The organism is Marinomonas transparens (assembly GCF_016463975.1).
Taxonomy (GTDB): Bacteria; Pseudomonadota; Gammaproteobacteria; order Pseudomonadales; family Marinomonadaceae; genus Marinomonas; species Marinomonas transparens.
Map to the genome: position 1 here is coordinate 164,026 of NZ_JAEMNX010000003.1, position 11,802 is coordinate 175,827.

The window sequence follows — 11,802 nt, forward strand, 5'->3', positions numbered from 1 at the left end:
CCGCAGTGTCCCCATGCTGGCCGGGCAGACCGTCCTGGTCATGGGCGCCAATGGCGCAGCCGGGCGCACCATTGCAGTCGCACGCTCCATCGACAAACTCGAAGGAGTCACAGCCGAAAGCCACATCGCACTTGATGCGCCGGATGCGGACAGAGTGTCTGAAAAAGGCATTCGATGACTGCGTCGACATCGTGCTGGACTTCGTTTGGGGGCCAATTGCCGAGCGCATTCTTGCGGCGGCAACAGCCAGCAGCGGATTTCCTGCAGACAGACAGCGGTGCAGCTACGTCGTTCTGGGAACGATCGGAGGTGCGGCGGTGCCCATCGCCGGGTACGGACTGCAAAGTTCCGGACTCATCCTCATGGGGTCCGGCATCGGCTCGGTTCCTGCGCACGACTATGTGTCTGCTGCCAAAGAGCTTCTGCCTGCGGCACTGGAAGCGGGATTTGCATCGCCTCACGAAGTAGTGCCGCTCAGCGACATCGCCAAAGTATGGGGACGCTCGCGTCAATCGCGCTATGTGATTCAGCCCGCAAGTGGGAACTGACGCCACAGAAACCGCTGAGAACGTTGGATAACGATTCGTCTGCCGTCTGGCGGAAATCCTTCCCACCCTCCAAGAGGCGCCCCCCAGAAATCCCAGAGCGTCTCAATGCTGGGAATAGGAGCGCCTTGGAGCACGGCGCGCTTGCGTACACAGCAATTAGTTTGACATGCACCCCGCATGGCGCTTTTCCTCTTCCGGCACGAAGCGGTCGGAATAGACGACGGTGGTGCCGTGCTCACCCATGCGTACATTCCCTCGAGAAAGAGCGCCTGGCGGAAGGTCAGCCCGCTCTCGCCGGAGATGCCACACTCGATGATGGCGCCCCAGAGCAGCAGGATATTGATGCCGGAATAGGTCCGGCCGGTGGAGGCGTTAGACTCAAAACTCTCAAAGGATGTTGATGCTGAAATTTTCTGTGATGAAATACCAAACTGGGCGATTAAAACGGCGAAATCAGAAAAGTTTTAACAATTTCTTAATCTAAGGATCATATGGATGACTAACTACATTGCATTTTTGACAAGAGCTTGTATAGCAGTACTCGGCCCTGAACATGGTGTTATTTTGACTGTCTCGAACACCGTAAAATATGGTACTAAGGAAGCAATTTACGGCATTGCGGGAATAGCACCTGGAACGTTTATCGTGGCGGCTGCTTCCGCTACAAGCCTCGGAGTTATACTGACTACATCTGCGACTGCATTCGATGCTTTAAAATATCTAGGTGCAGCTTATCTAAGGAAACTGCGAATAAGTCCTACAATTTAGGTATCGAGTGAAGCTTAGATCTACCCGCTTGATTTTTGAACACTAAATTTCCAATTTTGACCACTTTGCGGCCGATTTCGGTCGGAATCCGACCCTATGCAGGGTTATTCCCGGATTTCAGACAGATCCTGGCTGTCGTCGTAGCATTTGGTCTACTTTAAACAGGTTCGCCAAGGTGAATAGCATGGCTAACTGTGAATCATATTTCATCAGCCCTTTATAACGTGCTTTGATAAAGCCAAACTGACATTTGATGATCCGAAACGGATGTTTCGCCCTGATGCTGGCTTTTAAGTATTCGATGTTGATGGCAGTTTTGTTTTTACGGGGATGTTTTTTCAATGCCCGGACTTTACCGGGGCGTTCGGCATTCAGCCAGTCCACATTCGCATATTGCAACTCTTCCCGTTTTTCTGCCCCCTGATAACTGGCATCGCCCGAAGCGAATTCTTCTTCGTTGTGCAACTGGTTCAGGTCATGCTCGTAAGCGGCGGTGGTCACCAGCGTATGAGTCAGACCGCTCTTGGCATCCACACCAATATGAGCTTTCATGCCGAAGTGCCACTCGTTATCTTTCTTGGTCTGATGCATCTCCGGGTCACGTTCATTCTTTTTTGTTTTTTGTGGAGCTTGGCGCTTCAATAATCGTGGCATCCACCAAGGTTCCTTGCGTCATCATCACACCGCAGTCCGTCAGCCATTGGTTGACCGTTTTGAATAATTGGCGAGTCCACTTGTGCTTTTCCAGCAAGTGCCGGAAGTTCATAATGGTGGTGCGGTCTGGAATCGCTTTATCCAGTGAAAGTTGTGCAAACTGATGCATCGAAGCAATTTCATATAACGCATCTTCCATTGCTTCATCACCAAGGCTATACCATTGCTGCATACAATGAATGCGAAACATGGTCGCAAGCGCATACGGGCGTCTGTCATTGCCTGCTTTGGGATAAAAGGGGTCAATCAATCCCAGCAATTGAGTCCACGGCAACAGATTGTCCATCCGGGATAAGAAAATTTCTTTACGGGTCTGGCGGCGTTTGCTGGAAAACTCGCTATCGGCACAGGTTAACTGGTGACTCATAGACGTTAAACGCTGTGATTTACTGTACTGCTATGATCTCACATCGGGGGATTTATTCGCATCTTCCCTAGATGATAAAGTGGAAGACTTCATACAGAACGGCTTTGATGTTGGGATACGAATTGGAGAAGTCATTGAAAAAGATATGGTCGCAGTAAAACTCAGTGGTGAGTTACGTCAGATTGCTGTTGCATCGCCGAGATATTTAGTAAAGTACACCAAACCAAATCAACCAAAAGACCTCTTGGAACACAACTGTATTCTTTGGCGATGGCCTGAGGCAATTCATCCATATAAATGGGAATTTTATGCTAATGGTCTCTGGTTTGCGATTAATATTAATGGTTCTTTTATCGTTAACGACAGAAATGCAGCACTCAAGGCAGCATTAGGGTATCGGAATCGCGTTTTGTGTTGAAGACACAGTGAAAGACTATATAGCAACAGGTGCCCTTGTTCCGCTATTAGATAAATGGTGCGGGACTTTTCCAGGCTTTTACGTTTGTTATGAACCTCAAAAAAAACATGCCCCATGTGTAAGAGTGTTTTTAGATTTTATTTTAGACCGTTATTAATAAACCAAAAAATCCAATATTCACTTTTACAAGAGAAGATTCGAATAAGTCCTCGAAGTGAGATCATAGCTCACCACCGCTTTAACGATGGTGAGGGACGGACTCTCGCTCAATTAGGTTGCAACTAGTATGAGACTTTATTACTCTCCCACAAGAGGCTTCAACCTAATTAATTTTATTAGGTATCATCCTATCTATCACAAATTATTTTGTAGGGAAGACTAAGCGGCAACTTTTTGATCTGGATTGCAATTGCCGCTCAGGTATGGGCGTGAAGACATTGTTTCGTGTCATCGCTGATAGCCGCTATTAATGCGCTACCCGAACCAGCGGCACCACGATGTTACCGCGATGAGATACACCTTTATCCGTCTCTTTAGACATCAGGGCTCGTTGCTCACTCTCCCGAATGCGCCTAGCAACTTCAGCCTGGGCTGGTAGCAATGGCAGCATCCCTTCAGCAATCGCGTCCGGTGCAGACTCTTGGCCACAGGACATCAAATGCTTCCATGGATCTTTAAGAAAGCGCTCGAACGTGATGCCAAATTCAATGATGCGGGCAGAGACGAAGATTTCGCCCCAGTATTCAATGTAGGTGTCTTGGTACATGGAAAGATTCCTCTTGTTGGTTAAACCATGAGTTCACTTTCCATTTTCCAGAGGTTTTCAAATATGCAAGGGGCTATGATAAAGCTTTAAATCGATTGCGGGCATCTTTGTAGTCATAGTGGGCATGTTCTGAGCCACGATGGTACAAATCATCCAGGTAAGTTTGTTCCTGCGGCAACTCGTCTTCGCTGACTTCGCGCCACCAATGTTTGTTGGCACCTTTAACACCGTCATGCCAGCGGTAACCACGCTCTTTTAAATAGTCCTTTACGTCAAACGGCGCACCAAACGCACGAACTAACACAGTTCGCCTGTCTGCTTCAGACAACAAGTTTGCAACGGACTCGGGCAACAAATAGAACAACCAGGCCATCGCCAAACAATCGGTTGCAGCTCGGTGTCCTTCATAGAACCAACCTAAGCGAAGCAGCAGGTACTCAAGCTTTCGACTTTCAAAACCTAGCGCCTTCCAATCTATGCCACTGGCTGAACAGGCCCAAGATAGATGGCCTAATGCAGCAAACCGCTTTTCAAAGAAAGGACGATCAAACTGTGCATTGTGTGCAACCACCAGCGGATCATCGGATAACCAACTCGCTACCAGTGAATCATCAATGTGCTGGCCTTGCACCATATCATCGGTGATACCGGTTAACTCGGTAATCAGCTCGGGGATTGGCTTGCCGGGATCTTCATACAAGCTGATCACATCAACAATCGAAACAATCCGCTGAGCAGAGGGGCTGTAAAGCACCTTAACCATACCAAGCTCAATAATGGACTCATCATCGGCAGACAGTCCGGTTGTCTCTGTATCGAGCAGCACCATTGGCTGTTCATCACCGACCATAGGAGAAAGTACAAGTGGCCAGGACTGCAGCTCACGCGTTAATGGAATACACTCCAGCAATCTAAAATCTTCTGGTCTTTCTGGGATATCCGTGAGGCGCTCTAGCGGAAATGGCGCAGGGACTCTTGTCATTGATGGTTCCTCTTCAATTCTATTGTTCGCTTTGGGTTATTTCACTGTGCCACAGGTTGTACAAAATGCACCTTGGATACCTCAGCGTTTTTTTAATCTTTCTACTGGGTGAACCTATGTATGAAGGCTTTGACTAAGCCTTTCAGAAAGTCTTAGCTAAACCGTTTAGGTAACCCTTACCGATACCCTTCAAGTTTGGCTTAGCCAACCCCTTTTCAAACGGTTGAAAAAGGCTTGAACTGAGTTCGACTGAGCATTTTAATGATGCTCCTGACTTCGCTTTAAGCCAGTAAATTCAATACGAAGCAGAATTTTACTAACTGTTTTTAAACCCTTTGCAAAGGGTTCAACAAGCCTTGTCTGACGGTTACTTGACCCATGCGTTAACCAGTAGCAGTAACAGGATCAGTAACAGAAACAAGAGCAGTAGGCAGTAGGCAGTAGGCAGAAGCAGTATTGTCCAAGCCTTGCAGGCTTTGACGAGGGCGAGCGATCCCCCACATCAAGCTTTTCAACACAAAAAAGAATTCACCCACGACACAACGTCTTACTCGAACAACTACAGTTTTACCTACAATTTTACTTGTAGAAATCAGCATAGCATTAGATACTGTATAAAAAAACAGTACCAATTGTGATTTTTCGAGGTTCGTCATGAGTGTCTCGCTGATAGGCCGTAGCGGCGCACTTGCCTTCATCAAAGCCAAGCGCCTTCGTATTCCATTGTTCATGGAACGTGTTTCCGCTGGTTTTCCCTCCCCAGCGCAGGATTATGTTGAGCAAACGCTCGACCTTAACGAGCTTTGCATCAAGCGACCGGCTGCAACGTTCTTTGTGCGTGTTGAAGGTGATTCAATGATTGATGCCGGTATTTACCCAGATGATATTCTGGTAGTTGATCGCTCTGTCCAAGCAGAACACGGTGACATTGTCATCGCTGGTATTCATGGAGAACTCACGGTAAAGGAGCTTCAACTAAGGCCATGCGTCAAGCTGATCCCAAGAAACCAGGCGTATGAACCCATCCATATTCCCGAAGGGACAGAGTTAGAGATATTTGGTGTGGTCACCAATGTGGTGCGAAACATGCGCCGCAAGTCGTGACTATCACATGCCTGTATTTGCCTTGGTGGACTGCAACAACTTTTACGCCAGTTGTGAGAAGCTGTTTCGTCCTGATTTAAAAGATACGCCGGTTGTGGTGCTGTCCAATAACGACGGCTGCGTGGTTGCACGGTCACGTGAAGCTAAGTTACTCGGTATTAAAATGGGCGTACCCGTCTTTCAGATCAAATCTGAAATGCAGCGCCATGGCATTTTGGCATTCTCGTCTAACTATGCGCTGTATGCGGATTTAAGCAGTCGAGTGATGCGCACTTTGGAAGAGATGGCACCACGAGTAGAGGTTTACTCCATTGACGAAGCGTTTTTGGACTTAACCGGTATTGAGTCTGCCATATCCCTTTTCGAGTTCGGACAACAAGTGCGAGAGCGCATAGGCCACTGGATTGGGATCACCGTCTGTGTAGGCATTGCACCGACTAAAACACTCGCCAAGCTGGCTAACCATGCCGCCAAAAAATATCCCGCCACTCAGGGGGTTGTAGACCTGACCAATCCAGATCGGCAGCGTCGATTGCTCGCATTAGTCCAGGTTGATGATGTTTGGGGCGTTGGTAGACGGCTTTCTAAGCGTTTAAATGCTCTGGGTATCACCACAGCCCTAGACCTCGCCAATGCCTCACCTAGAGCCATCAGAGACCAGTTTTCAGTGGTTTTAGAGAGAACCGTCAGAGAACTCAATGGTGAGTCGTGCATTGAACTTGAAGAGATCCCGCCAACTAAGAAACAAATCGTCTGTAGCCGCTCATTTGGCATAAAAGTAACGCAATTTGAATTGTTACGTGAGGCCGTATGCGAATACGCAACCCGCGCCACTGAGAAGCTTCGCAAAGAACAGCAGCAAGCCAAAGTGCTGACCGTGTTCATACGTACCAGCCCCTTTAAGGACAACGAGCCGCAGTACAGCAACTCTGCATCGGGTGAATTGCTAATCCCCAGTTGCGATACGCGGGACTTTATCGAGCTGGCCAATCACTTACTCAAGCGGATTTGGAAGGATGGTTTTCGTTATGCCAAAGCGGGCGTCATGCTGTCTGACTTTTACGATCCTGGTATGTTTCAACCAGGACTATTCGATGACGTATCGACCCGCTCTAATAGCCAGCAGTTAATGTCTGTATTGGACACCATTAACCAAAGCGGTGCCGGAAAGGTTTTCTTTGCTGGACAAGGTACGAAGAAAGATTGGTCGATGAAGCGAGAGCATTTATCTCCCGCTTATACAACACGCTGGGACCAATTACCGCGAGTTAAGTAGCGCAGTTAACTCAGTAGGCATTCACTCTGCGACGCAGCATGTTGAGCTTATCAACCTGGCGTCGAATATCACTGAAAAATTCCTCTTTCTCCATAGCCAGCGCTAACTCCCATTCTTTGGCCAAACCTTGGCAGTCCAAAAATGAGTATCTCAGCTTCGTCTTTGAGATACGCAGTCCTTTACTAAAGACTACGCGCTTACCTCGTTGACCGTGAAAGCTGTTGATGTACCACTCAATGCCAAAGCCATACTTAAAGTCTCTGATACGGACACCAAGCAGCCCCCAGTCTTTAAAGGGCTCATTCTCACGAACCTTGTAATGGGTAACCCAAAAGTCATCAACTTCAGCTCTTGCCAGCGCTTTTAGCCTGTCCGTTTCTTGCTGCAATAAATTTGATACTTCTGATTTCCATTGTTCATTGACGATTTCTACCAAACCAATTTCCCCATCCAATTAACCCCAAAAGCCAAAACCACTATCCGTTTGGCTTTTGGATCGAAACGCCAAACGTAAAACTGCCGTAACAATCACTGTTTGGCGTCTCGATATAAATCAACTCGCGCAATCCCATACCTGACAAGGGATACAGCCCGATTTTACTTAAAAACGCCTAAAAAGACGTATCGTCATGAAGATACAAACCGTTTGGCGAGTTCAGGCTAGAATGCAAACGACGTTTGGCGTCTCGATTTTTTTGGCTCTGTTATCCGCCGCCAAACAGAGCCTATTCTCATACTTTTGCGAAAATGCAATAGGCAGATAGATGAAAGGATTTGTCACCTTTCTGCCCACCGCCAGTGCACCGAATCCTGATAATGACATTTGAGTGAACCGCCAGAGCACTTGGAATAGCCCAAGCGTGAACAGCGCGGTTGATTGAAAACCGTTAGAGCACTTTGAGTGCACAGGAGATAAGTATGTTTGTACTAGGCGTAGATATCGGTTACTCGAACCTGAAGCTGGCAATTGGCCAATCAGGCAGTGAACCGAAAACCATTATTCTGCCTGCGGGTGCCGGTCCTGCGGATCGTATGCCGGAGCGTATCGGTGGAGGCGATGATGAAACTTGTTTGTATGTGTCTGTCGATAATGAGCGTTGGGCGGCTGGTGTGCCTGCTGGACGCCTTCAAGGCTGGGAACGAGAGCTTCACCCGGAATATCCCACCACAAAAACCTATAAGGCGCTTTTTCATGCCGCCTTGTTAATGACTGAAACTGACTCCATCGATTTGGTTGTCACTGGATTACCGGTTTCCCAGTTTCATGAACCACAACGCAAGTCTGACCTTGTGAAGCGTTTAAAAGGTGTCCATCAAGTGACGCCTAAGCGCAGCATCACCGTTCATGACGTCAAAGTACTACCACAGCCTGCCGGTGCCTATATGGATCTGGTTCAAACAGGTGGTGATCTGGGCTTGATTGAAGAAGGTCGCGTCGTCGTCATAGATCCCGGCTTCTTTTCTGTTGACTGGGTTGCCCTTGAGGCCGGAGAAATTCGCTACAGCTCATCAGGAACCAGTCTTCAGGCAATGTCCGTTCTACTGGAAACTATTGATAAGCTGATTTCGGAAGATCACGGTGCCAAAGTAGGTATGGATCGACTTGAAAAAGCCATGAGAACAGGAGACTTGCAGGTCCTGCTATTTGGAGAAAAAGTCGATATTTCACCTTATCTGAATGCTGCCATGAAAAAGGTAGCGCCTGTTGCTCTCACAGCCATGCGCCAATCTATGCGCGACGAAAGCATTAATGCGGACTTGGTATTGATCGCCGGAGGTGGAGCCTTGGCTTATAAGGAAGCGGCCAAGGAGATTTTTTCACGAAGCAAGATCATCGTGCCTGAGCAGTCTGTTTTGGCGAACGTCCGAGGCTTCTGGTTTTATGGGGCCTGATCATGAGAGTTGTCGTCAACATTCCCCCAGGGAGCCACCCAGAACTACTCAAAGAATTGGAAAAGACGCCACCACGGGAACGCGCTGAGCGTCTGCGGATGCTGGCCACCTTTGGGTTAATTCACATGAGCCAACCCAATCTATCCACGACATCTGTACAGGTGGATGACCATGCTCCAGAAGTTGAAATTACTTCTGTGAGTAAAGCGCCAGAACCCAAAGCAGAATCACGTAAACAATCATTAAAATCAAAACTAGGGCTGGGCTTATAACATGGCGTTATCAGTTAGCTGGCTCGATGCCAGGTTAAATAAAGAAGCAAAAGAAACCGTAGTAAAAGCTGATCGAGATGGACTAAGTGCTCGGGTATCGCCCAAGGGCAAAATTGTTTTTCAGTTTCGTTATCGGTTCGATGGCAAGCAACAGCGGGTAGACATAGGTACTTACCCACTTATGAAACTTGCTGAAGCCAGGAATGAGCTGGATAGGTTAAGAGCGGTGCTCGACCAGGGCAGAAACCCCAAGCTCTACCTACAGCAGGAACGGGCCAAGTATTCTGCCAATCAAAGCTTCGAATCGATTTTTCGAGACTGGATAGACTCTGCCGGTAAGCAAGGGCTAAAGGAGAAAACGTGGCACTACCAAAAACGCAGCAGTGAAATATATTTGCTGCCCCGACTTGGCAAGTACCCATTAACTGACATCAATGAATTGTCCTTGCGAAACTGTCTTCGTGAGGTTTCGGAGTCGTCTCCTTCAAACACAGAACGTCTAGTGTCTGTGCTGCATAAGTTTTATGACTGGCTGATTGATGAACAAATTTTGGAAATTAACGCTGCTGCTGGGATCACAGCAAAGAAGGTTGGCGGTAAGAAAGGCAAACGAACTCGGGTGCTAAATGACAACGAGATCAGGATACTTTGGCGCTATTTGCACGAGTCAAAAATCACTGAGAAGAATCGCATCTACATAAAGCTGCTTCTGCTATTGGGCGGTCGCAAAGGAGAACTCATACAAGCTGAAAAGCATCACTTTGACTTGCAATCTGCAATGTGGACAGTGCCCATAGAGATCCGCAAACAAGGTGAGAAAATTGGAGCGCCGATCATGCGGCCATTGATTAAGCCAGCTATTGAGCTGATTGAACTAGCGATGCAGATGAGCAAATCAACTTACTTGTTTCCCGCGAACGGACAAGAAGAGCTTGCCACAAATGGCTTTGATACCACTATTTCTAACAATGTGAAAATCTGGGCTCGCAGATCGCTTGGTATTGAGATGGAACACTGGTCTATGCATGATCTTCGAAGAACGATGCGAACGCGAATGTCTGCCATCACGACGCAAGAAGTTGCCGAGTTGATGATTGGCCACAGCAAAAAAGGGTTGGATGCTATCTACAACCAATATCAGTACCTGGATGAAATGCGTCATGCTTACGACGTTTGGTATCAACAGCTAGAAACCATCATCGAGCCGACAGGCTTTCCATTCAACTGGCGTTTCGGACAGTAAGAATTTGTCGCTACCGCTACCAGGAGATTGGGATTCCTTATTGTGACCACGTCAAAAACCTTCTCAATGTTGTTTTTTGACTGGTCGCTTTAAAACTAGGCTTAAGCCGCATAGCTATCATCAGGGTTTAATCTGGTCATTTTTCAGCCTGAACTCTTGAGTTTCTCAGTTTGAAACCACATTTAATTTGTAGTGCTTTAGGAAGTGAAACCTTGGGTTCCATTGCTGTTCTTGAATGCACCTCCAGTTAGATTCAATTTATTGAGGATTCCAAATGGCGAAAGGTTCAAGTATCAACGGCAATGGCGGTAAAAATGGTGGAAATGATAGCTACACAATTACAGGTCGCGGCGAAGTAAGTCGAAAAACACTGGTTCGTGAAGTTAAGGAAGGCAAACATCCAGACACGCACATTTACCAGCGTAATGGTGTGGAGTACGCCCGAAACAATCCAAATCACGACAAGCCAGACAACATCAACGAATAATATTGTTAAGAGGTTAAGGGCGGTGCTTTGCCCTTAACGCTTTAAACCCTGCTCAACCTTCACTATTCTCGTACTCCTCCAAGTCTTCAATGTGCCACAGCTTGTTTCGTGTATTTCGGTTGATACGAGGTTGCGGCAAGCTGCCATCTTTTATTCTTCGCCAGAGCGTCGTATAGCTAATGTGGTAACGAGCCATAACTTCGTAAGACGTTAGGAAAGGGGTTACTTGGTGAGCTACTGCTGTCATCTGCATTCTCCTGAAAATCAATGTAAAGCTATCATCGCCTGATTCATCATTTGTTGATGGTCAGAAAGATGCATGATTTGTTCAGAAGATCAGGTCCATACAAATGAACTTTTAGGACAGCAGGAAAAAAACCGGTAACCAACTCAACCGGCAAACAATTAGAGATAATCGCGAACGTCCTACCATCATTTCTCGATTTTTCGCATGAAAAATATAGGTAAGTTTTGGCCAGAACCCAGTAACCACAAGGCCTACAGCTAGGTTTGTGTCATGGAATTTGGCTAAAAACGGTAAATATGGTGATTTGTACTCAAGTTTGTACACACTTTCCGAGGTTACGTTTGAACATCATTGAAAAGCAAAGAAACGAGAAAAAGACAAAAAGCCTTTAAATTCAGTATGTAGAGATGTGATTATGGTGTGCAATGAAAGGTGCTTTTAAGCGTTGAAAGGCTGGGCGGCATCAGGGTGAGATATGATCGCGAAGGTGCGCCGCTGTTCGACTTGGTCAATAAACTCTTGGGACATGATTTCTAGTCTTCTACTGTACATAAGACACCTCTCAAAGTGAGAAGCGTATAAATGAGATTAAAATAAGTGGCGCCATTTTCGCTGATTTTCCAGTTAGGCACAATCAATGCTTATAAAAGAGCCACCTCTGAGCATAGCAAAAGCTCACTTTACACATCATAAAACCATCCATTTCGACCACCCCAA

At 47.0% G+C, this 11,802-nt stretch carries 17 protein-coding genes; 10 read left to right on the forward strand and 7 right to left on the reverse strand.

Annotation, left to right across the window (positions count from 1 at the left end; all coding sequences use genetic code 11):
* The first annotated feature begins 50 nt into the window (after nucleotides 1–50).
* Complete coding sequence (locus I8J31_RS20835; protein ID WP_233402623.1) at nucleotides 51–548, forward strand: hypothetical protein; 498 nt, start codon at nucleotides 51–53, stop codon at nucleotides 546–548.
* Here the strand turns inward: I8J31_RS20835 and I8J31_RS05455 are convergent.
* On the reverse strand, nucleotides 527–988 hold the full coding sequence (locus I8J31_RS05455) for an ArdC-like ssDNA-binding domain-containing protein (RefSeq protein ID WP_199467440.1): 462 nt from the start codon (nucleotides 986–988) through the stop codon (nucleotides 527–529). The genes I8J31_RS20835 and I8J31_RS05455 overlap by 22 nt on opposite strands.
* Nucleotides 989–1,043: 55 nt before the next feature.
* Here I8J31_RS05455 and I8J31_RS05460 point away from each other — a divergent pair, with 55 nt between their 5' ends.
* Nucleotides 1,044–1,316: a LysE family translocator gene (locus tag I8J31_RS05460; RefSeq protein ID WP_199467271.1), complete on the forward strand. Its 273-nt coding sequence runs from the start codon at nucleotides 1,044–1,046 to the stop codon at nucleotides 1,314–1,316.
* A gap of 117 nt (nucleotides 1,317–1,433) precedes the next feature.
* Here the strand turns inward: I8J31_RS05460 and I8J31_RS05465 are convergent.
* A protein-coding gene (locus I8J31_RS05465; protein ID WP_233402604.1) for an IS5 family transposase occupies nucleotides 1,434–2,397 on the reverse strand; the annotation gives its coding sequence in 2 pieces (ribosomal slippage) (nucleotides 1,434–1,931 and nucleotides 1,933–2,397; 963 coding nt in all).
* A 79-nt stretch (nucleotides 2,398–2,476) separates the two neighbouring features.
* On the opposite strand from I8J31_RS05465, the gene I8J31_RS05470 reads away from it, so the two are divergent.
* Entirely contained in the window at nucleotides 2,477–2,815 is a 339-nt protein-coding gene (locus I8J31_RS05470) for a LysR substrate-binding domain-containing protein (RefSeq protein WP_199467272.1), read from the forward strand.
* A gap of 7 nt (nucleotides 2,816–2,822) precedes the next feature.
* Nucleotides 2,823–2,972 (forward strand): type 2 periplasmic-binding domain-containing protein, encoded by a 150-nt coding sequence (locus I8J31_RS21180; protein ID WP_369122882.1) that lies wholly within the window; start codon nucleotides 2,823–2,825, stop codon nucleotides 2,970–2,972.
* A gap of 309 nt (nucleotides 2,973–3,281) precedes the next feature.
* Here the strand turns inward: I8J31_RS21180 and I8J31_RS05475 are convergent, their stop codons facing one another.
* The 3 genes from I8J31_RS05475 to I8J31_RS05485 all read right to left on the reverse strand — a co-directional run bounded on the left by I8J31_RS05475 (nucleotide 3,282) and on the right by I8J31_RS05485 (nucleotide 5,219).
* Nucleotides 3,282–3,581, reverse strand: coding sequence for a hypothetical protein (locus I8J31_RS05475; protein WP_199467273.1), 300 nt, complete (start codon nucleotides 3,579–3,581; stop codon nucleotides 3,282–3,284).
* Between the two features lie 73 nt (nucleotides 3,582–3,654).
* A complete protein-coding gene (locus I8J31_RS05480) occupies nucleotides 3,655–4,563 on the reverse strand; it encodes a 3'-5' exonuclease (protein ID WP_199467274.1) in 909 nt (302 codons plus the stop codon).
* A 383-nt stretch (nucleotides 4,564–4,946) separates the two neighbouring features.
* Nucleotides 4,947–5,219: a hypothetical protein gene (locus I8J31_RS05485; RefSeq protein WP_199467448.1), complete on the reverse strand. Its 273-nt coding sequence runs from the start codon at nucleotides 5,217–5,219 to the stop codon at nucleotides 4,947–4,949.
* Between I8J31_RS05485 and umuD the strand changes: the two genes are divergently transcribed.
* Both umuD and umuC read left to right on the forward strand, forming a co-directional pair.
* A complete protein-coding gene (umuD, locus tag I8J31_RS05490) occupies nucleotides 5,218–5,667 on the forward strand; it encodes a translesion error-prone DNA polymerase V autoproteolytic subunit (protein ID WP_108717265.1) in 450 nt (149 codons plus the stop codon). The two genes, I8J31_RS05485 and umuD, sit on opposite strands and share 2 nt — an antisense overlap.
* Entirely contained in the window at nucleotides 5,636–6,943 is a 1,308-nt protein-coding gene (gene umuC / locus I8J31_RS05495; protein ID WP_438941488.1) for a translesion error-prone DNA polymerase V subunit UmuC, read from the forward strand. The genes umuD and umuC overlap by 32 nt, the downstream gene beginning before the upstream one ends.
* 10 nt (nucleotides 6,944–6,953) lie before the next feature.
* On the opposite strand, the gene mobI is transcribed toward umuC, so the two are convergent.
* Nucleotides 6,954–7,397 (reverse strand): conjugative transfer protein MobI(A/C), encoded by a 444-nt coding sequence (gene mobI / locus I8J31_RS05500; RefSeq protein WP_008305549.1) that lies wholly within the window; start codon nucleotides 7,395–7,397, stop codon nucleotides 6,954–6,956.
* 464 nt (nucleotides 7,398–7,861) lie between these two features.
* Between mobI and I8J31_RS05505 the strand changes: the two genes are divergently transcribed.
* The 4 genes from I8J31_RS05505 to I8J31_RS05520 all read left to right on the forward strand — a co-directional run bounded on the left by I8J31_RS05505 (nucleotide 7,862) and on the right by I8J31_RS05520 (nucleotide 10,838).
* Nucleotides 7,862–8,836 (forward strand): ParM/StbA family protein, encoded by a 975-nt coding sequence (locus I8J31_RS05505; protein WP_014703154.1) that lies wholly within the window; start codon nucleotides 7,862–7,864, stop codon nucleotides 8,834–8,836.
* A gap of 2 nt (nucleotides 8,837–8,838) precedes the next feature.
* Complete coding sequence (locus I8J31_RS05510; RefSeq protein WP_039847056.1) at nucleotides 8,839–9,108, forward strand: hypothetical protein; 270 nt, start codon at nucleotides 8,839–8,841, stop codon at nucleotides 9,106–9,108.
* 1 nt (nucleotide 9,109) lies between these two features.
* On the forward strand, nucleotides 9,110–10,351 hold the full coding sequence (locus tag I8J31_RS05515) for a tyrosine-type recombinase/integrase (protein WP_199467275.1): 1,242 nt from the start codon (nucleotides 9,110–9,112) through the stop codon (nucleotides 10,349–10,351).
* Nucleotides 10,352–10,625: 274 nt separating this feature from the next.
* Nucleotides 10,626–10,838, forward strand: a complete 213-nt coding sequence (locus tag I8J31_RS05520) for a hypothetical protein (RefSeq protein ID WP_023584020.1) — start codon at nucleotides 10,626–10,628, stop codon at nucleotides 10,836–10,838.
* A gap of 52 nt (nucleotides 10,839–10,890) precedes the next feature.
* Here the strand turns inward: I8J31_RS05520 and I8J31_RS05525 are convergent, their stop codons facing one another.
* Nucleotides 10,891–11,085 carry a helix-turn-helix transcriptional regulator gene (locus I8J31_RS05525; protein WP_039995236.1) on the reverse strand — a complete coding sequence of 65 codons (195 nt, stop codon included), beginning with the start codon at nucleotides 11,083–11,085 and terminating at the stop codon, nucleotides 10,891–10,893.
* Nucleotides 11,086–11,802 lie beyond the last annotated feature (717 nt).

What these genes read in the sequence shown, in the direction of transcription:
- umuD (WP_108717265.1), top strand. Translation starts at nt 5,218, where the DNA reads ATGAGTGTCTCGCTGATAGGCCGTAGCGGCGCACTTGCCTTCATCAAA.
- I8J31_RS05505 (WP_014703154.1), top strand. Translation starts at nt 7,862, where the DNA reads ATGTTTGTACTAGGCGTAGATATCGGTTACTCGAACCTGAAGCTGGCA.
- I8J31_RS05515 (WP_199467275.1), top strand. Translation starts at nt 9,110, where the DNA reads ATGGCGTTATCAGTTAGCTGGCTCGATGCCAGGTTAAATAAAGAAGCA.
- I8J31_RS05485 (WP_199467448.1), bottom strand. Translation starts at nt 5,219, where the DNA reads ATGACGAACCTCGAAAAATCACAATTGGTACTGTTTTTTTATACAGTA.
- I8J31_RS05460 (WP_199467271.1), top strand. Translation starts at nt 1,044, where the DNA reads ATGACTAACTACATTGCATTTTTGACAAGAGCTTGTATAGCAGTACTC.
- umuC (WP_438941488.1), top strand. Translation starts at nt 5,636, where the DNA reads ATGTGGTGCGAAACATGCGCCGCAAGTCGTGACTATCACATGCCTGTA.
- I8J31_RS05520 (WP_023584020.1), top strand. Translation starts at nt 10,626, where the DNA reads ATGGCGAAAGGTTCAAGTATCAACGGCAATGGCGGTAAAAATGGTGGA.
- I8J31_RS20835 (WP_233402623.1), top strand. Translation starts at nt 51, where the DNA reads ATGGCGCAGCCGGGCGCACCATTGCAGTCGCACGCTCCATCGACAAAC.
- I8J31_RS05480 (WP_199467274.1), bottom strand. Translation starts at nt 4,563, where the DNA reads ATGACAAGAGTCCCTGCGCCATTTCCGCTAGAGCGCCTCACGGATATC.
- I8J31_RS05510 (WP_039847056.1), top strand. Translation starts at nt 8,839, where the DNA reads ATGAGAGTTGTCGTCAACATTCCCCCAGGGAGCCACCCAGAACTACTC.
- I8J31_RS05475 (WP_199467273.1), bottom strand. Translation starts at nt 3,581, where the DNA reads ATGTACCAAGACACCTACATTGAATACTGGGGCGAAATCTTCGTCTCT.
- I8J31_RS05525 (WP_039995236.1), bottom strand. Translation starts at nt 11,085, where the DNA reads ATGACAGCAGTAGCTCACCAAGTAACCCCTTTCCTAACGTCTTACGAA.